Below are 18,751 nucleotides of genomic sequence, written 5' to 3' on the forward strand. Positions count from 1 at the left end.
TCATCGCTCCCTGACCAGCGCGGCGTACGCCCCGCCGTGTGCCACCAACGCCTCGTGCCGCCCGCGTTCCACGATCGTGCCGTGCTGGAGGACCACGATCTCGTCGCTGTCGCGGACCGTGCTCAGCCGGTGCGCGATCACCACACAGGCGCAGCCGCGCCGGCGCAGGTTGTCCATGACGGTCAGCTCGGTCTCGGCGTCCAGCGCGCTGGTCACCTCGTCGAGCACGAGGATGCTCGGTCCGCGCACCAGCGCCCGCGCGATCTCCAGGCGCTGGCGCTGACCGCCGGAGAAGTTGCGGCCGTCCTGCTCGACCCTGCTGTGGATACCGCCGGGCCGGCGCGCCACGACGTCGTACAGGGCCGCGTCCCGCAGCGCCTCCACCACCGCCTCGTCCGGGATCGACGGGTCCCACAGCGCCACGTTGTCGCGCACCGAGCCCTCGAAGAGGAAGACGTCCTGGTCGACGAAGGAGACGGAGGCCGCGAGGGCGCCGCGCGGGATGTCCTCCAGGCGCTGCCCGTCGATGCGGATCACACCCTCCCAGGGGGTGTACAGGCCCGATATCAGCCGGGAGACCGTCGACTTGCCGCTGCCCGAGCCGCCCACCAGGGCCACCTGCCGGCCGGGGCCGACGGTCAGGTCGAAGCCGGTGAGCAGGGGCTTGTCGAGCGGGCTGTAGCCGAAGCTGATGTTCTCCAGCTCGACATGGCCGTGCAGCCGCCGGGTGGAGTCGCCGGCGCCGCGGCGTGCGTAGACCGGATCGGCCTGGAAGTTCTCCACGTCCTTCAGGCGGGCCACGTCGGCCGCGAAGTCCTGGATCCGGCCCGCGACGCCGTTGAGGCGGGTGAGCGGGGCGGTGAAGCGGGTGACCAGGGACTGGAAGGCGACCAGGAGGCCGACCGAGATACCGCCCTCGACCGCCCGCATCCCGCCGATCCACAGGATCAGTGCGCTGTTGAGGGTCGCGAGCGTCGGCGCCACCATCCCGAGCCAGGCGCTCGGCACCCCGAGCCGCTGCTGTTCCTCCAGCGTGCTCGCGTGCTGCCCGGCCCACTTGCGGAAGTAGCCGTCCTCGCCGCCGGTCGCCTTCATCGTCTCGATCAACTGGAGCCCGGTGTACGAGGTGTTGGTGAGCCGGGCGCTGTCCGCGCGCAGCTTGGCCGTCCGGGTCGCGCGCAGCCGTACGACGAACCGCATCGCCACGATGTTCAGCAGGGCCACGCCGATGCCGAGGAAGGTGAGCTGCGCGTCGTAGGTGTACAGGAGCACCGCGTAGAGGACCACGACCACCGCGTCCACACCAGCCGCGGCGAGGTCGCGGGCCAGGGTCTCGGCGACCTGGTCGTTGGACTGCAGGCGCTGGACCAGGTCGGCCGGGCTGCGCTGGGAGAAGAAGGTCACCGGCAGCCGCAGCAGATGGCGCAGGAAGCGGGCGCTGGACAGGGTTGAGGAGACGATCCGGCCGTGCAGCAGGTTCGCCTGCTGCAGCCAGGTCAGCGCCAGGGTGAGCAGCACACAGGTGCCCATCGCGGCGAACAGCACGCCCAGCAGCGAGGTCTGGCCGCCGATGAGGAACATGTCGATGTACTGGCGGCTGAGCGCGGGCACCGCCGCGCCCACGGCCACCAGCAGCAGGCTGGCCAGCACCGCCGCAGGCATGGTGCCCGCGGTGCCGCGCAGCCGGGCCGGCATCGCGCCGAGGACACCGGGCCTGCGGCCGCCCCGCTCGAAGCCGTCGCCCGGCTCCAGGATCAGTACGACCCCGGTGAAGCTGCCGTCGAACTCCTCCATGGGCACGAAACGGCGCCCCTTGGCGGGGTCGTTGATGTAGATGCCCCGGCGGCCGAACCGGCGGCCCATGCCGTCGTAGACGACGTAGTGGTTGAACTCCCAGAACAGGATGGCCGGCCCCTGCACGTCGGCGAGGGCGGCCAGGTCCATCTGCATGCCCTTGGCCGTGAGGCCGTAACCGCGCGCCGCCTTCAGCAGGTTGCTGGCGCGCGAGCCGTCGCGGGAGACACCGCAGGCGATCCGCAGCTCCTCCAGCGGGACATGGCGGCCGTAGTGGCCGAGGACCATGGCGAGTGAGGCGGCACCGCACTCGACGGCCTCCATCTGGAGCACGCTCGGGGTGCGGACCGTGCGGCCGCGGCCCTTGGGCACCGGCCGCTTGGGCGGGGCGGCGCGTCTGCGGCCGCGGGTCTCCTGGGTCTCCTGGGCGGTGGTCACGGGAGCAGCCAATCGACGGGGTGCTGGTCGGCCAGCCGGATCGCGCCCGAGGCCGGGGTCATGGAGTCGAGTGCGAACGGCGGTCCGTCCGCCGAGGACCACTTGTAGCCGCTCTTCGTCCTCCGCGAGGGGTCCAGCCGGACCAGGACCGCCACCGGGCGGCCCTTCCTGGTGAACTGCTCACCGAGCTGGGTGTCGCCGAGGAACGCGGAGATCGACTGGGCCGACTGGGCGGCGCGGTCCACCGACTTCACATGGCCGCGCAGCACGCCGTACTCCTGGGTCGACACCGACGACACCGTCAGGTCGACCGGGGCGTTCGCGGGGATGGCCGAGGCGTTCTCGGCGGGGACGTAGACCGTCGCGTAGAGCGGGTCCGAGGCGTGCGCGATCTTCTCCACGGCGGCGACGTCCGCCCCGGTCTGGATGATCTGCCCGATGGTGGCGGCGAGCGCGCTGATCCGGCCCGCGGCGACCGTGCGCACCACCGAGTCACCCTGGTCGGTGCGTACTTTGAGGACGGGCGCGCCGGCCGGCAGCCGTTCACCCTGCCGGGCGAGGACGGCCGTGACCTGCCCGGCGACCGGGCTCTGCAGGATGTAACTGCCCTGTCCGTGGGTGAGGATGGCCTCGGCGGTCACCGTGGAGGAGACCGACCCGGTCACCGCCCACACCGAGGCGGCGGCCATCACGACGACCGAGACGGACAGCGCGAGCCAGCCCTGCGGGCGGGCGAAACGCACCGGAAGATCGAGCTCCTCCGGTGACTGGAGCTTGGCGAGGGCCTGTTGGCGGAACTGCACGGAACTTTCCCTCACCTGTGGGAGAGATGCTGGTGAAAGGGGTGTCTCGGGGGTCCCGAAACGCCCGAGAGCCCCGGGGCCGCGGTACGGCTCCGGGACTCAGCGGCAACGTGGTGCGCTCAGATACCGGCGACCAGGTTGGTGACCGGCTGGGTGTTCAGGCCGGTGACACCCTCGACGGTGCCGACCGCGGTGTTGAGCAGGCCGGAAACCGGGGCAACGCCGTCCACCAGGCCGGTGACGGTGCCGAGGGCGTTCACGGACAGACCGCCGGAGACGTTGTCGAGCTCGGCGTCGGAGATCTCGACGGTCTCAACCTGGGGGGTGGAGTTCATGATGGAACTTCCCTTCATATGGATATTCACAAGGGGGAGAGCGGCCCCCCAACGGCCCTGAGGGGACGGTACGGATGGCCGCGACCGCAGGCGCCGGGCGCCCGTCTCCGGGAGACCCAGGCGACCTTGCGGTGCCATGGATCAAAGCACGGCCGCAGTCCGCGCTTCCAATCAATCACGCGCCTCACCTGGGCACTTGAGCCGCGCAGGGCTCTATCCGTGCAGGCGTGGGCACGGCTTGTCGGCGACTCCTTCACAGACCGCACGACTTCGACCCAGCCCTACGGCTTGCCCTGCCGGCGGCGAATCCGGCACTCCGCTCCAAAGGCGCGGCAGGGGGCGCGCGGTTGTGCAGATCCGCCGCTCCCCGTGACCCGCTTGGGTATTGGATGTGCAGATTCCCTGAAGCAAGGGCTCGGGTACGTGATTACTACTGAACGTGAGTGATCGACTGCCGATCGTGCCGGCCCGCGGCGTGGGTTCTCACCCCAGGAGCGCGTAGACGGTGCTCGCCCGGGCCGCGATCGAGCCCGACCGCTCGTCGCGCATCGTGATGTCGGCGAAGGCCATGCGGCGGCCGAGTTTGGTGAGCACCGCCTCGATCAGGACATCCGAACCGGTCACCGCGCGCTGGAACGACGTCGACTGCTGCACCGTCGTCATCGGCACGAAACCGCCCCGGGCCGCCGAGACCGCGATCACCGTGGCGGTGTCCGCCGCCGCCATCAGCGCCTGGCCCGACAGGCCCCCGCCCTCCCGGGACAACCGGTCCGACCAGGGCAGACGCAGGACGGCCCGGTCGTCGCCCACCTCCTCGACGGACAACCCGAGATCGAGCACCCAGGGGGCGAAATCGGCGGAGAGGATCTTGTCGGCTTCGGCGGCGGTCATCGTCATATGGGGGATTGTTCCCGGGCCCGCGGCGTCGCACGCGCAACCGCACCGACTCCCGCGCGGCGTGGCCGATTCGCCGTCGGTCAAGGGAAGCCGGGAACCGGAGTTGAACGCACCGTGTGACCCGCCCGTACCTATGGCCATCCAGGCGCCGCTCATGAACGACTGCCCGAACACGGCAGGCACTCCGTCCCTTGGAGGTCGAGAAGTTTGAGTCACAAGCGAATTCCGAAGCGCAAGGCCGCAATCGCGGTGGGCGGTGTCGCGGCGCTCGGAGCCGCGGCCTTCCTGCTGCCGATGGCCAACGCGTCCCAGGACAACGCCTCCGGCGCCACGGCCACCGCTCCCAGGACGCTCAAGTCGGCGAGCGACGCCTCGGATCTTGCCGCGCAGCTCCAGAACGTGCTCGGCCAGGCCTTCGCCGGTTCCTACTACGACGGCGGCAAGCAGCAACTCGTCGTCAACGTCATCAACGGCGACAGCAACGTAGTCGTCCAGGCCGAGAAGGCCGGCGCGGTCGTCCGCCAGGTGCAGAACAGCAACTCCGAACTGGCCGCTGTGGCCGGCACCCTGAAGGCCAAGGCGACCATCCCGGGCACCGCCTGGGCCGTCGACCCGAAGACCAACAAGGTCGTGGTCACCGCCGACTCCACCGTCACCGGCACCAAGTGGGACACCCTGGAGTCGACCGTGCAGGGCCTCGGCTCGGACATGGCGACCCTCAAGAAGTCGTCGGGCACCTTCAAGCCCCTCGTCTCCGGCGGCGACGCGATCTTCTCCCAGGTCGCCGAGGGCACCGTCCGCTGCTCCCTCGGCTTCAACGTGACCGCCTCGGACGGCAGCCCCGCCTTCCTGACGGCCGGTCACTGCGGGGTCGCGGCCAAGGACTGGTCCGACTCCGAGACCGGTGCGCCGATCGCCACCGTGGACCAGGCCACCTTCCCCGGCGAGGGCGACTTCTCGCTCGTCAAGTACAACGACCCGGCCACTGCCGCGCCGAGCGAGGTCAACACAGGCAACGGCCAGACCGTCGCCATCAATCAGGCCGTCGACGCCACCGTCGGCGAGACCGTGTTCCGGATGGGCTCCACCACCGGTCTGCACGACGGTCAGGTCACCGGCCTCGACGCCACCGTGAACTTCCAGAGCGAGACCGACCCGGGCGGAGTCGACACCGTCACCGGTCTCATCCAGACCGACGTCTGCGCCGAGGCCGGCGACAGCGGCGGCTCGCTGTTCACCCAGGACGGCGGCGCGGTCGGCATGACCTCCGGCGGCAGCGGTGACTGCACCTCCGGCGGCGAGACCTTCTTCCAGCCGGTGACCACCGCCCTCCAGGCGACCGGCGCGACCCTCGGCGACGCGGGCGCGGGCGCCGGTGACGCCGGTGCCACGGCCGACCCGTCCGCCACGGCCGGCGACGGGACCGGGGCCGGCGACCAGGCCGGCGGCGACCAGATCGGCGGCGCCGCCGACCCGTCCGCGACGGCCGGCGACGGGACCGGCACCGGGGACCAGTCCGGCACCGGCGTCGGCTCGTCGGCCGACGACGGTTCGTCCTCCCACTGACCCGCCGCCTGCCCTGGCACCGTCCTCGGCCGGTGGCGGACGGTCCGGCCCTCCGGCGGGAGGGCCGGACCGCGGCGCACCCCGGACACGTCAGCCGTCGGGACATGCTCTGAGCAAGAGCACCGCGACATCGTCGACACGCTCCTGCGCCGCCGCACTGTGTCGCACGAGCGTGTCGGCGAGCCTGTCCAGCGGCTGGTCGCCGTTCTCCGCGAGCAGCTCACCCAGATCGACCAGCGCGTCCTCGATGTCCACCCCGGGCGACTCGACCAGCCCGTCGGTGTAGAGGGCGAGCACCGAGCCCGGCGCCAGCGACACCTCGGTGGTCGGGTACGTCGCCTCCGCGTCGATGCCGAGCAGCGGGCCGCCGGCCAGGTCGAGCACCCGTACCCGCCCGTCCGGGCGTCTCAGCAGCGGCGGCGGATGCCCGGCCCGGGCCATCACCGCCCGACCCCGTTCCGGGTCCAGCCGCAGATACAGACAGCTCGCGAACAGATCAGCCCCGAAGTCGATGAGCAGCCGGTTGGTGCTCCGCATCACGTCCTCCGGTGCCTGGCCGACGGTCGTGAAGGCCCGGACACCGGTACGGATCTGGCCCATCAGCCCGGCCGCCGTCACGTTGTGCCCCTGCACGTCCCCGATCACCGCCGCCGCCAGCGGCCGGGTCGGCACCAGGTCGTAGAAGTCGCCGCCGATCTCCATGCCGTGCATGGCCGGCAGATAGCGCGCGGCAGCCTCGATACCGGCCGGCGGAGCCAGCGAGTGCGGCAGCAGAGCCGCCTGCAGCCCGTGCGCCAGCTGGTTCTTCGCGTCGTAGAGCAGCGCCCGCTCCAGCGCCTGCGCGATGAGCCCGCCGAGACTGGTCAGCACGGCGCGCTCGTCCGCCGGGAAGACATGCGGCTCGGCGTAGGCGAGGACACAGGTGCCCACCGGCCGGCCCGACGCGATCAGCGGCAGATACGCCCAGGCGGCGAACCCGTCCAGGGTCTCGTACCGCCCCGGATACAACCGCTCCAACTGCTCCTTCGACTCGAAGAAGGCGGGCACACCGGTGTTCAGGACATGGGTGCCGGGCGTCCGTTCGGCCAGCGGCAGGCCGTCGAAGCGCTCCACGGTCCGCGGGTCGTCGTACCCGCGCTGCCCGAGGACGTGCAGCCGTCCGCCCCGGGACCCGAGGATCACCAGCGCCTGGCTGCCGACGGCCGGGGCCACCTCGTCGGCCACCAGCTGCACCACGTCCTGGACGCCCACGGCCTCCGTCAGCGCCCCGGCCAGGCTCAGCACCTGGGAGATGGTCACGAGCCGGGAACCGGGCGACACGTCGGCGCGCGGCAGCGCGCCCACCATCTCGGCGACCGCCCGGGCCCGGCTGATCCGGGTGGTCAGCCCGGTGGTGCTCGGATACATCCGGAACGACAGCCAGTCGCCCGGCGGCTTCAACGCCACGAACGACGTCACGTGCTGGCTGATCAGCGCCGCCCGGTAACGGTCCTCGTACATCGGGTCGTTCAGCCAGGGCACCGACACCCACGGCTGGGTGCCGAGGAGATCGCCGACCTGGACGCCGAGCAGCTCGGCCGCCGCCGCGTTGGCGAAGGCGACCCGCCCGTGCAGATCGAGCGAGGCCAGTCCGTACGGCAGCCGCGCCACCATCCGGGTCGCCTCCACCGTGCCCAGCGTGCCGGCCACCCCGGACGGCGGTGCCGCCAGCAGATCCGGCTCGGCCCGCAGCGGACGCTGTCGGCGGGAGATCCGTGCCAGCCGCTTGGCCAGCCGGTCGGCCGCCGTGGTCAGTTCGGCCCGTTCCCGGTCGGAGAGCACCGTCGGATGCGAACCCGGCCAGGTCACGTACAACGCCCCGTACACGGTGTCGGCCGTCGCCACGGGCACCGCGGCCAGCGCGAACGGATAGGGCAGCACCACCGCGATCCGCGGATACCGGCGCGCCATGTCCTCCTCGCCGCCCACCCACACCAGGCGCCGCTCGCGCACCGCCTCCGCCACCGGGATCGGCGTGCTCAGCCCGACCCGCTCCCAGGGCGCCACGAAGGCCCGGGGCAGACCCGCCGTCACCGCCATCTCCAGGACCGGTTCATCGGCGGCGAGGAGATAGATCGCACCGGAGTGCGCCCGGACCTCCTCCAGCAACGAGGCCAACGCGAACGACAGCAGCGGCGGCCGGCCGGACCGGGTCGCGTCGGCCGCTCTCTCCTCCGGGCCGGGCGTCGACGGCGCGGGAGGGGCCCCCATTCTGTCGGACACGCCCGACCACCTCCTCGTCCGGCCGCGCGTCGCGTCCTCGGGGTCAAGACTCCCTCGTGGCGGCGGCGGGCGCACGGCGAGAGCGGCACCGGCCCACCGTCGCGGGCCGCCTCGGCCTACCCCGTTCGCCCCGGCACATTCCCCCGCAGCCGAAGCGTGCGGCGGCACCCGGGCGCCGGGCGTGCGCCCCCGCGCGCCTGGATGGCCGGAACTTCGCGCCCACGAGCCGTCGTGGACGCCAAGAATGGGGCACGCGTTCAACACCATGAACCGAAGAGCCGAGGTTCGGCTGAGGGGGGCGGCGGTGATCCGGGTACTTCTGGTGCACGACGCGTGTCTGGTGAGGTCGGTCCTGGCGGAGTGGTTACGCCGGGAACCGGGGCTCCGCGTGGACGACACGCCGTGGCACAGCGCGCGGGGGCGGGTCCGGGCGGTCCGCCCCGACGTGTGCGCGGCGGACCTCGAAAGCTCCGGCACCAACGGGGTGCCCCCGCTGGCCGACCTGCGTCCGGCGGGTACCGGCGCGACACTGCCGCGGCTGGTCGTGCTTGCCGGTGCGAACAGACCCGGATTGCTGAAACGGGCCGTCGAAGCGGGGGCGCTGGGTTACGTCGACAAGGAGGGCGCGCCCGAACGCCTGGTGCGCGCGATCCGGCGTGCCGCCGAGGGGGAACGTTTCATCGACGACTCGCTGGGCTTCGGTTTCCTCAGGGCCGCCGAGATCCCGCTCACCCGACGGGAGCTGAGCGTGCTGGAGCTGGCGGCGGGCGGGGCGTCCATCGCGGAGATAGCGGGGAGCCTGCACCTGTCCCACGGGACGGTCCGCAACTACATGGCGGCGATCACCCGCAAGACCGGCGCCCGCAACCGCGTCGACGCGATCCGGATCTCCCAGGGCGAGGGGTGGCTCTGAGCCCTGCTCAGCGGGGAGCCGGCGGCCGTGCCGGCGCCACCAGGTCCTGGTAGAGGGCACAGGTGCGCAGCAGCTCCTGGTGGGTGCCGTACGCGGTGCGCGGGCCGTCCATCACGAGGACCCGCTCGGCTCGCGCGGCGGAGGAGATCCGGTGCGCGACCACCACCAGGGCGGAGCCGGGCCGGGCGGCGAAGGCCCGCTCCGCACGGGCCTCGGCCGCCGGGTCCAGATGACAGGTGGCCTCGTCGAGAAGGGCGAGCGGCGCGGGGGACAGGTAGGCACGGGTGAGCGCGATCAGCTGCCGCTCGCCCGCGGACAGGTCCGCCGGGCGCACCGGGGAGTCCGGGCCGCCGCACCGCTCCAGGAGCGGGGTGAGCCCGACCGCCTCGGCGGCGGTCAGCAGCTCCGGCTCGGGGACGGGATCAGGGCGCAGCAGCCCGAGGTTCTCGGCGAGCGTGCCCGTGTGGACGTAGGCCTCCTGCGGGATCAGCGACCGCAGTGCTGCCGCCCGGACCCCGGGCACGGGGTGGCCGTACAGCCGGATCTCGCCGCGGGACGGGGTCAGCAGGCCGGCGGCCACCGAGGTCAGCGTCGACTTGCCGATCCCGCTCGGCCCCACCACGGCGAGGTGACCGCCACGCGCGACGCACAGGTCGAGCCCGTCGAGGACGGGGGTGCTCGCCGGACCGTAGGCGAAGGTGACCGCCTCGAAGCGCAGTGCCGGGGGACCGGCGGACGGGGACGTGCGGACGGGGCCGCGCACGTCCCGGCGGGGTCCGCCGGAAACAGCGGCTGCTGCACCGCTCACGGGTCCGCGCCGGACCCCGCCGGCCGCACCGGGCTCCGGGCCGTCGGGGGTCCCGGCGGGTGCGCCGGTGTCGCGGGGGGCACCGGCGGACGGGGCGGGTGCATCGGCTTCCGGGGTGCCGGGGGTTTCGGTGGGTGTGCCGGTGTTCGAGGTGTCGCGGGGTGTGCCGGCGGGTGGGTTCGGTGCATCGGCCTTCCGGGTGTCGGGGACCTCGGAGGGCGTGCGGGAGTTCGTGGGACCGGCGGGTCGGCGGAGTGGGCCGGAGTTCTCGGGGCCGGTGGCTTCGCAGTCCGTGGGCGGGCGGAGTCTGCGCAGGACCACTGTGAGGCGGGCTCCGCCGGTGCCCAGGCCGTGCACGAGGTTCTGCAGGGCGGGCAGCAGCGACTGGGTGACATAGGCGAGCGCGCCGACCAGGGCACCCGCTGTCACACCGTGGGTGAGCAGCCAGGGGGCGGTGGCGAGCAGCAGCACCAGCGGCAGCCGGCCGCCGACCGCCAGGGCCGCCACCCGGACGACGCTCCACCGGGCCAGCGCCCGGGCGGCCCGGAACTCGCCGTCGACCAGCTCCGCGACGCGCCCGGCCACGTACTCCTCGGCGCCCGCCGCCGTGACGTCCCGCAGCCCCGGACACACCTCGCCGAGCTCACCCGCGAGGGCCTCGTCGGCGACCAGGAAGGCTTCCTGCCGCCGGGCCAGCGGGCGCAGCGTCGCCGCGAACAGGCCCAGGCCCGCGACGAGCGGGGGGATGACGACCAGCAGCAGCGGCGGCGCGAGGGCACACAGCCCGGCGAGGGCGCCGACGACCGTGAACACGAACGAACGGGACACCATCACCAGCCCCGCGAGGGTGTCCCGGGCGAGCTCCACCTGCTGGGTCAGCCCCGACAGCGCCCCGCGGTCCCCCTCCCGCACCCCGCGCGCCACCACCCCGGCCACCAGCCGGTCCCGCACCGGTTCCACCAGGTCGGCGACCACCCCGTACACCCGGCGCGTCCCGAGCGCCCCGACCCCCACACCGAGCGTGGCCGCCACGAGCCACCGCAGCCCGGTCCGGGCGTCCCCGGCCAGGAACCCGGCATCCAGCGCGCGGGCCAGGGCGTACCCGAGGAGAAAGGTCTGCCCGGCTTCCAGGACCGACCAGAACACGAGGCGCGCCAGGACCGGCCGCCGCACCTGGAGCAGCCGGCCGGTCACCGCGCCACCCCCTCGGTCACGGGCGCCGCGAACACGGCCCGGTACTCGGGGTCCCGCCACAGTTCCGCGTGTCTCCCCACCGCCCGCACCCGCCCACCGTCCAGCCAGGCCACCGAGTCCGCGCGGGCCGCCGTCGCCGCCCGGTGGGCCACGATCAGCCGGGTCGGTCCGTGGCCCGGGGCCAGCAGGGACTCGGTGATGTGGTGTTCGGTGACCGTGTCCAGGCTGGAGAGGGCGTCGTCGAGGATCAGCAGCCGCCCGGGATGGGCGAAGGCCCGGGCCAGACCCAGGCGCTGGGCCTCGCCGCCGGAGAGGGGGGCGTCGGAGAGCCGGGTCGCGCAGCCGTCGGGCAGCCGGCGGAGATAGACGTCGGCCCGGGCCCGGCGGACGGCGGAGGCGACCTCGGCGGGGGAGGGGGCGGTGAGGCCGAGGGCGATGGTGTCCCCCACGGTCGTGCCGAGGAGGGCCGGGCGGGCGAACGCGTAGGTGACGGCCCGGCGCAGCTCGGCGTGGGCGAGTGCGGGCAGCGGAACGCCGTCGAGGAGGACCTCTCCGGCGTCCGGGTCGGTGAGGCGGCCCGCGAGCCCGGCCAGCAGCGACTTGCCGGTGCCCGAGCGGCCGACGACGGCGAGGACGCTCCCCCCGGGAACGGTCAGGTCGACGCCGTCGAGGACGGGACGGCCGCCCCGGTGGGCCGCGACCCCGCGCAGATCGAGGCGGCCGGGGCCCGGTGGCAGCGGGCGGGTGCCGTGCGGGGGCGCGGGGCACGCGGTCACCTCGGCGAGGCGCCGGGCGGACGCGCGGGCCCGGCCGAGCGCGGCGAGCCGGCCGACCAGGACGCCGACACCGGTCGCCAGGACCGCGTAGCGGGACGCGGCGAGGACCTCGCCGACGGAGATCCGGTGCCGCAGGAGCAGCGAGGCCGCCGCCGCGACGACGGCGAGCTGGAGCAGCGGGCCCACGGTGACCGCCTGTGCGGCGGCCCGGCCCTGCACCCGCCACATCCGCTGCCCGGCCCGCCCGAGTCCGGGCAGCGGGCGCAGGACCCGGGCCGTCTCCCGGTCCTGGAGGCCGGCCGCCGCGATGGTCCGGCGGCCGTCGACCGCCTCCGCCAGCGCGCTCGCGATCCGGCCCTGCTCCCGCTGGTAGTCGGCCACGCACGCGGAGGTGTCCCGGGTGAACGCCCGCAGCAGCAGGGCGAGTACGGGTGCCCCGGCCAGGAAGACGGCCGCCAGCCAGGGGTCGACGACGCCGAGCGCGACCACGCCCCCGACCGGACCGGCGAACGCGGCCAGCAGCGCGGCGAGTGCGGCGGGACCGGTGCCGGCCTGTGCGGCGTTCCCGACCAGCCGGGCGACCAGGTCCCCGGCGCCGAACCGGGTCAGCGCGCGCGGCCCGAGGGCCAGTACATGCGCGGTCACCTCGTGGCGCAGCCCGGCCGTGGCCCGTGCGTCGACGGTTCCGGCGAGCACGCTCGCGGCGGCGTCCAGCAGGGCGAGCAGCAGCACCAGGGCGGCGGACCGGCCGATCCAGGCGGCCGCCGCGTCACCCGCCAGCAGCAGGTCCAGGGTCCGGCCCAGTACGGCGGGCAGCAGCAGCTCCGCCGCCGTGCCGGCCGTACCCACCAGGCACAGGACGGCACCGGGCCCCCCGGTCCGGCGCAGGGCGGCGCGGGAAAGGTCTCGCGGGGACGGAACGTCCTGGACGTCTGCTGTCATAGGCCGGGTGCCTCGCCTCGGGTGACGGCTTCGGACGAAGGCCCCGGACGGGCCCCCTCCCGCGGGAGAGGGCCGCCCGGAGCCGGTTCGTGGTGCTGGTCAGAGACAGAGCAGGACGCTCGCCGCCGACACGCACGACAGGAGGCTCACGGTGCTGGCGCCGCCGCCGTCGTGACGCTCTTCGGACTCCAGGGTCTGCAGGTCGAGAAGGGCCATCGGGTGTCCTTTCCGGGGACCGAGCGGTCCCTCGCGGTGTTGTCGGGGACGGGGTTGTGCCACGGCTGCGTCAGTGTGCGCAGCCGCGTGCGGGGGCCGCCGGTGGCGGCGGGAGGAACGGCAGGTGGGCGGCGCGGTCGCCGTCGAGGGCGGCGGTCAGCGCCAGCAGGCACCCGGCGGTTCCGGTACCGAGGTCCATGGAGAGCCGCATCATCTGGTGCCCGGGGAAGGCGAGTTGGCCCTGGTAGGCCATCGCGAACCAGCCGAGCCCGTCGACCTGGGCGGCGAGCCGCGCCGGGTCGGCACCGGTGCGGGCGAGGTACAGGATCATCCCGGCGCGGCCCTGGAAGAGGCCCGGCTGGGCGTAGAAGCGTGCGGTGGCGGCGGTCCGCACGGCAGCGCGGGCCCGCTCGAAGACCCCGGTCGGGTCGGTACCGTGGGCGAGCCAGTCGTCGAGGACCAGCCCGATCCCCGCGCTGCCGTCGCCGAGGTAGGGGAGCGTGCGCCAGCCCTCGTCGACCTCGAGACCGCCGCCCTTGTGCACCACGCAGCGGTCCAGGTCCCGGCGCAGCGCCTCGCCGGCCGCCGCCAACAGGCCCGGCTCGCCGGTCCGTTCGTACCGCCGCAGCAGGAACAGCGCGGGCCCGGTCGCGCCGCGCAGCAGCCCGGCGCGCCGCCCGGGCGACTCCGGGAGCGGTTCGGCGAGCCGTCGCAGGAGGATCTCGGCGGCCTCCGCGGCCCGCTCGCGCAGTTCCGGCTCGTCGGCCGAGTCGGCGAGCGCGTCGAGCACCAGGCCGAGACCGGCCAGGCCACCGTGCAGGTCGGAGGAGAGGTTGCGCCAGTTCTCCCGGAGGATCCCGGCCACGAGGTCCAGGGCGCGCTGTTGGTGGCCGAGCCCGTCCAGGACGTGGGCGACGCCCGCGAGACCGTCGTACAGGCCGAGCGGGGTGCCGGGCGGCGGCGCTGCCGTGTGGTCGAGCAGCCAGCGCTCGCCCTCGTCGTAGCGTTCGGCGCCGGCCCGGTCCAGGGCGTACAGCACGCCGGCCGCGCCGTGCGCGAGGCCGAGTCCGCCGCCGTCGCCGAACTGGGCGATGTCACCGGGGAAGAGCCGGTCGTCGCGCTCGGGGGTGGCGGCCGCGAGGATCGCCTTGACCATCGAGTCCCTGCTGTGCGGCCAGTCCGCCGGTACGACGGGCCGCGCGGCCGGGGCGCCCCGGGTGATCTCGGCGACCGCCTCGTCAAGGAAGGCCCGCGGCACGTCCGGGAACTGTCCGGCGATCACGTCCGCGAGATGGGCCGCCTTGCCCCGGTCGACGACGAACAGGGTGGTGACCGGCAGGAACAGGGCGATCCGCAGACAGGCGAGTGCGTACCGGTCGACCTCGGCCCCCCTCCGGTCCGGCGGGGCGAAGAAGCCCGGGTGGGCCACGGTCTGACGGCCGTTCTCCGCGACGGGCGCGGCGGCCTCGAAGTCGATGAGGAACACCGATTCCTCGTCGGGCCCCACCATGATGTTGAAGACGTGCAGGTCGTTGAAGACGATCCCGCGCGCGTGCACCGCCTCGACGGCCGCCGTCACCTTCCGGTGGATGCGCAGCGCCCACCGCGTGTAGGCGCGCACCGCCTCCGGGTCGGGGTCCGGGGTGAGCAGCGGATGCCGTTCGGCGAAGAAGGCGTTGAGCGGGCGGCCCTCCAGGAACTCCATCACCAGGAACCGGTGGCCGCCGAGCGTGAACCAGTCCCGCACCTCGGGCACCACCCCGGTGCCGGCCGCCGCCTCCAGGGCGGCCTTCTCCCTGCCCAGCCGGGCCACCGCGTCGGCGCCGTCGGCCGCGAGCCCCGCGTGCGGCCGCCCCTCCTTGAGCACCACCCGCCGCCCGCTGCGGGTGTCGGTCCCGGTGTAGACCCCGCCGCCGTTGGAGAAGTGCAGCGCCTTCTCGATCCGGTAGGGCAGCTCCCCCACGGTGGTGGCGTCCCGGGCCGCCAGCTGCGGGCGCAGGAACTTTGGCAGCGTCACCCACCCAGGCACCTGGAAGGAGGGCGCCCGCCGGTCCGGCACCAGCCTGCCCCCGCCGTCCCGCACCGCCGTCACCAGCGCGCCGCGCTCGTCGACGACGTACGTGCGGGCGAACGCGCCGTAGCGGACGTACAGCGGCCCCTCGTGCCAGCGCAGGTCGGTCAGGATGTAGGGCCCTTCGAAACCCTCCAGGAGCGCGCCCAGTTCGCGCAGCACCTCCTCCAGCCGGTCCTCGTCGGCCGGGTAGACCGTCACGAACTTGCCGCTGGTGTCGCGGCCCGCGTACTTGGCGTTGCGCAGATGCAGCAGATGCGGTCCGGGAACGAACTTGAACGGGATGCGGCGCGGCACGCAGTAGTCCCACACGATCGCGGCGATCCGCTCCGCGTTCGTCCGGGTGGCCGAGGAGTGGATCTTCCAGCCCTGGGCCGGCGACGGCAGCGGCGCACCGTCAGGGCCCACCGGCGTCATGGTCAGCCAGTCCCCGGAACGCGCCGCGTGCCAGCCTTCCGGCACCGTGCGGCGCGCCGTCGTGAACAGCGGTTCCGTCTGCGGCCCGCCGGTTGCGAGCCGGTCGGGTGTTTCGTAGAAATGCCCGTCGGCGAGCGCGTACACCTCGTACCGCCTGTCCATCCGCCGCCTCCTCCGTGGCCCGGCCCCGACACTCGCAGGCGGCGCACGGTCGCGGACAGTCATGTCTGTCACGAGGTCGCCGTGCGGAACGCACGGGTCAAGTCATGTTCGGTGCCTTTCGAGCGCAACCGGCTCCCGGCCTCCACGGAACGGTCACAGGGGCTGCGCGGACGCCCCATAAGCGCTGTAATGGCGGCGTGGTCAGTGAGGGCGCTGCGGTTCGCGGAATCGGAACGGAGCGCGCCGAAATCGCCCTCGAAACGCTCACGGGCGATCCCGGCGCACCCGACCGGCTCCGGCGCGTCCTCGAACTGGCGCTGGTGCTCGCCGGCGCCGCGTTCGCCGGGGTGTACACACCGGGCGACGACGGCTCCGTGCTGCGGCTCGCCGAGTCCGCCGGACTGCCCCGCACCTTCTTCGGACTGCGCGACGCCTACCCGGCGGTGGGGCAGTCCCCGGCCGCCGAGGCCCACGGCACCGGACGCACCCGCTGGCTCGGGCCCGAGGAACTGGCCGACTGCCCGGACGCGCGGCGCACCCCGTCCCAGGAGTTCTCGCTGGGGGTCCTGCCGGTGCCCGGCCGCGCCGGACTCCTGGTCGTGGTCGGCGAACGCGACGGCGGGTTCGACCTCGAGGACCGCGCCTGCCTGGAACTGGTCGCCGCCGCGATCGCCCTGCCCGCCACGGTCCCCGTCGTCTCCGACACCGGCGAACTGCCCGCCGACGCGTTCAGCCTCGCCATGGACACCGGCCGGATCGAGGTCGGCGACGCCATCCTCGGCCTCTTCGGCATGAGCCGGGACGACTTCGACGGCAAGGTCGAGACACTGCTGGGCCGTACCGTGCCCGAGGACGTGCCCGCCCTGATGTCCGTCGTCGAGGCCGACCACATGTCCATCGGCGACCGCGAGCTGGAGTTCCGGATCCTCGAACCCTCCGGCTCGCCCAAGTGGCTGCGGTTGCGCGGCCGCATGGTGCCGTCGGCCGAGGGGCGTCCGGCCCGGCTGGCCGGCACCGTCGCCGACGCCTCCACGCTGCGCTCCGAGGTCACCGACGTGGCCCGGGTGCAGCGGCTCGCCGCCGCGCTGGCCACCGCCGGCACGGTCAAGGACGTCGGTCAGGCCGTCGTCACCGCCCTGCGCGGCCCCCTCAAGGCCGACCGCATAGCCCTGGCCGAACTGGAGAACGACCGCCTCGTCGTCACCGTCCTGGACCCGCCCGAAGCGGAGTCCTGGCCCGAGCTGTGGCGCAGCGAGTGGCGCACCGAGTGGCCCGACGCGCCGGTGCGCGCCATGCCCACCCTTGCCGCCGTCCTGCGGGAGGGCCGCCCCCGGATCTGGCCCGCCCCGACCACCCTGGAACCGGCTCTCGCCGAGGTCGGCCCCGGCGGACTCGCCGTCCTCCCGCTGCCCGCGGGCGGCCGGATGGCCGGCGCCTGCCTGATCGGCTGGGACAGTCCGCACGACTTCGGTCCCGACGAACGTGCCCTGCTCACCGCCTCCGCCGGCCTCGCCGGCGAGGCGCTGATGCGCGCGCACGCCTTCGACGCCGAACACGAGCTCGTCGGTATGCTCCAGCGCGCCCTGCTGCCCCGCCGGCTGCCCCGGCTGCCCGGCGCGGTCGCCGTCGCCCGCTATCTGCCCACCACCCAGGGGCTGGAGGTGGGCGGCGACTGGTACGACGTGATTCCGCTGATCGACAACCATGTCGCCCTCGTCATCGGAGACGTCCAGGGCCACAGCGCCGCGGCCGCCACCCTGATGGGGCAGATGCGCACCGCGCTGCGCGCCTACGCGACCGAGGGGCACACCCCCGACGTGGTCGTCTCGCACGCCAACCGGCTCCTCATGGACATGGAGAGCGACCTCTTCGCCACCTGCTGCTACGTCGACGTCGACATGGAGGCGGGCATCGCCTGGTGCGTGCGTGCCGGACATCTGCCGCCGGTGCTGCGTCACCCGGACGGCACCACCGAGGTCTGCCGGACCGAGGGAGGTCCGCCGCTCGGCGTGCTCGACCGGGCCGACTTCCCCATGACCCAGCTCAGCCTGCGCCCCGGCACCCTGCTGGCGCTCACCACCGACGGCCTGGTCGAGTCCCCCGACGCGGACATCGACGACGGCATGCGGCGCTTCGCCCACGACCTCGGCGCCTCGGACCCCTCCCACCTCGGCGTGGTGGCGGACGCCCTGCTCGGCAACGCCAACCGCACCGACGACGTCGCCCTGCTGCTGATGCGTTACGACGGCATGGCCGTGCGCCCGCTGCGGGAGAGCTGGACGGTGTGGCGGGTCCCGGAGGCGGCCCGGCACGCCCGCCGCTTCAGCCGCCGCACCCTGCGCTCCTGGGGCGTCACCGACGACGCCATGGACACGTGCCTGTTGGTCGTCTCCGAACTCGTCACCAACGCCCTGATCCACACCGACGGCCCGGTCCGGCTCGATCTGACCCTGGTCGACCACCGGCTGCGGATCGCCGTCGCCGACGCCTCGCCGCGCAGCCCGGTCAAGCCCGCGAGCATCGGCTGGGAGGCCACCGGCGGACGCGGCATCCTGCTGGTGGAGGCCGTGTCGGAGGCCTGGGGAACCGTGCCGGTCAGCGGCGGCAAACTGGTGTGGGCGGATCTCGTCCCGCCGGACCGGCCGGGGGACTGAGGGCACCTGGGCGGGTACCGGGCCGTCTCGGGAGGCGGGGCGCGACGACCATCCCTAATGTCCTTGATGTGGCACACACCTTCGACGAACTCGTGGCGAAGCACCGCGCGGCCGACGCGGCCCACGACAAGGTTCTGGAACTGCGGGACACCTACGGCCCGCCGGCCCTGCAGCATCCGGGCGGCGGCGCCCAGTCCGAGACCTACGAGACCGCCCTGCGCGCCTGGCGCGACCTGGCCCGTGACGAACTGACCGCGGTGAGCGAGTTCGCCCGCGACGAGGGCCGGCCGCGGTCCGAGGTCGAGGCGGAGGTGGAGCGGGCGGCGGCCTGGCCGGAGGACGCCTGAGCCGCTCCGGAACGTGCGCCGAAATCATGGTACAAAACGGACGAGATGCCACTTCGGAGCGTCTCGTGGCCACATGACGTCCGCACCGAGGCCATACTGTCGTAACCCAGCAGGAAAACAGAAGAACGTCTCAACCAGATGTTCACCTATAAGGTG

General features: G+C 73.8%; 13 protein-coding genes. 4 read left to right on the top strand and 9 right to left on the bottom strand.

Annotation, left to right across the window (positions count from 1 at the left end):
• The 4 genes from ACZ4O3_RS22350 to ACZ4O3_RS22365 all read right to left on the bottom strand — a co-directional run bounded on the left by ACZ4O3_RS22350 (position 1) and on the right by ACZ4O3_RS22365 (position 4,267).
• Positions 1-2,166 carry an NHLP family bacteriocin export ABC transporter peptidase/permease/ATPase subunit gene (locus ACZ4O3_RS22350; RefSeq protein WP_467724052.1) on the bottom strand — a complete coding sequence of 722 codons (2,166 nt, stop codon included), beginning with the start codon at positions 2,164-2,166 and terminating at the stop codon, positions 1-3.
• A 62-nt stretch (positions 2,167-2,228) separates the two neighbouring features.
• A complete protein-coding gene (locus ACZ4O3_RS22355; protein ID WP_362715884.1) occupies positions 2,229-3,035 on the bottom strand; it encodes an HlyD family efflux transporter periplasmic adaptor subunit in 807 nt (268 codons plus the stop codon).
• A 119-nt stretch (positions 3,036-3,154) separates the two neighbouring features.
• Positions 3,155-3,370, bottom strand: coding sequence for a type A2 lantipeptide (locus tag ACZ4O3_RS22360; protein WP_362715887.1), 216 nt, complete (start codon positions 3,368-3,370; stop codon positions 3,155-3,157).
• A 483-nt stretch (positions 3,371-3,853) separates the two neighbouring features.
• On the bottom strand, positions 3,854-4,267 hold the full coding sequence (locus ACZ4O3_RS22365) for a PaaI family thioesterase (protein ID WP_362715889.1): 414 nt from the start codon (positions 4,265-4,267) through the stop codon (positions 3,854-3,856).
• 207 nt (positions 4,268-4,474) lie between these two features.
• Here ACZ4O3_RS22365 and ACZ4O3_RS22370 point away from each other — a divergent pair, with 207 nt between their 5' ends.
• A complete protein-coding gene (locus ACZ4O3_RS22370) occupies positions 4,475-5,833 on the top strand; it encodes a S1 family peptidase (protein WP_467723819.1) in 1,359 nt (452 codons plus the stop codon).
• Between the two features lie 90 nt (positions 5,834-5,923).
• Here ACZ4O3_RS22370 and ACZ4O3_RS22375 read toward each other — a convergent pair whose 3' ends face one another.
• Positions 5,924-8,083 (bottom strand): SpoIIE family protein phosphatase, encoded by a 2,160-nt coding sequence (locus ACZ4O3_RS22375; RefSeq protein WP_467724054.1) that lies wholly within the window; start codon positions 8,081-8,083, stop codon positions 5,924-5,926.
• Positions 8,084-8,399: 316 nt separating this feature from the next.
• Here ACZ4O3_RS22375 and ACZ4O3_RS22380 point away from each other — a divergent pair, with 316 nt between their 5' ends.
• A complete protein-coding gene (locus ACZ4O3_RS22380; protein ID WP_467723821.1) occupies positions 8,400-9,008 on the top strand; it encodes a LuxR C-terminal-related transcriptional regulator in 609 nt (202 codons plus the stop codon).
• Between the two features lie 7 nt (positions 9,009-9,015).
• Here ACZ4O3_RS22380 and ACZ4O3_RS22385 read toward each other — a convergent pair whose 3' ends face one another.
• The 4 genes from ACZ4O3_RS22385 to lanKC form a co-directional block, all read right to left on the bottom strand.
• Entirely contained in the window at positions 9,016-11,010 is a 1,995-nt protein-coding gene (locus tag ACZ4O3_RS22385; protein ID WP_467723822.1) for an ATP-binding cassette domain-containing protein, read from the bottom strand.
• A complete protein-coding gene (locus tag ACZ4O3_RS22390; RefSeq protein ID WP_467723824.1) occupies positions 11,007-12,728 on the bottom strand; it encodes an ATP-binding cassette domain-containing protein in 1,722 nt (573 codons plus the stop codon). The genes ACZ4O3_RS22385 and ACZ4O3_RS22390 overlap by 4 nt, the downstream gene beginning before the upstream one ends.
• A gap of 99 nt (positions 12,729-12,827) precedes the next feature.
• Entirely contained in the window at positions 12,828-12,944 is a 117-nt protein-coding gene (locus tag ACZ4O3_RS22395; protein WP_351696969.1) for a SapB/AmfS family lanthipeptide, read from the bottom strand.
• Between the two features lie 70 nt (positions 12,945-13,014).
• Positions 13,015-15,594: a class III lanthionine synthetase LanKC gene (lanKC, locus tag ACZ4O3_RS22400; RefSeq protein WP_467723826.1), complete on the bottom strand. Its 2,580-nt coding sequence runs from the start codon at positions 15,592-15,594 to the stop codon at positions 13,015-13,017.
• 197 nt (positions 15,595-15,791) lie between these two features.
• Here lanKC and ACZ4O3_RS22405 point away from each other — a divergent pair, with 197 nt between their 5' ends.
• Together ACZ4O3_RS22405 and ACZ4O3_RS22410 are read left to right on the top strand one after the other, a co-directional pair.
• Complete coding sequence (locus tag ACZ4O3_RS22405) at positions 15,792-18,248, top strand: SpoIIE family protein phosphatase (protein ID WP_467723827.1); 2,457 nt, start codon at positions 15,792-15,794, stop codon at positions 18,246-18,248.
• A 68-nt stretch (positions 18,249-18,316) separates the two neighbouring features.
• On the top strand, positions 18,317-18,595 hold the full coding sequence (locus ACZ4O3_RS22410) for a hypothetical protein (RefSeq protein WP_384989047.1): 279 nt from the start codon (positions 18,317-18,319) through the stop codon (positions 18,593-18,595).
• Positions 18,596-18,751 lie beyond the last annotated feature (156 nt).

The organism is Streptomyces sp. NPDC026515, assembly GCF_055567595.1.

Bases quoted from the DNA above. Each gene is read 5' to 3' on its own strand.
- lanKC (WP_467723826.1), bottom strand. From the start codon at position 15,594: ATGGACAGGCGGTACGAGGTGTACGCGCTCGCCGACGGGCATTTCTAC.
- ACZ4O3_RS22365 (WP_362715889.1), bottom strand. From the start codon at position 4,267: ATGACGATGACCGCCGCCGAAGCCGACAAGATCCTCTCCGCCGATTTC.
- ACZ4O3_RS22360 (WP_362715887.1), bottom strand. From the start codon at position 3,370: ATGAACTCCACCCCCCAGGTTGAGACCGTCGAGATCTCCGACGCCGAG.
- ACZ4O3_RS22375 (WP_467724054.1), bottom strand. From the start codon at position 8,083: ATGGGGGCCCCTCCCGCGCCGTCGACGCCCGGCCCGGAGGAGAGAGCG.
- ACZ4O3_RS22395 (WP_351696969.1), bottom strand. From the start codon at position 12,944: ATGGCCCTTCTCGACCTGCAGACCCTGGAGTCCGAAGAGCGTCACGAC.
- ACZ4O3_RS22390 (WP_467723824.1), bottom strand. From the start codon at position 12,728: ATGACAGCAGACGTCCAGGACGTTCCGTCCCCGCGAGACCTTTCCCGC.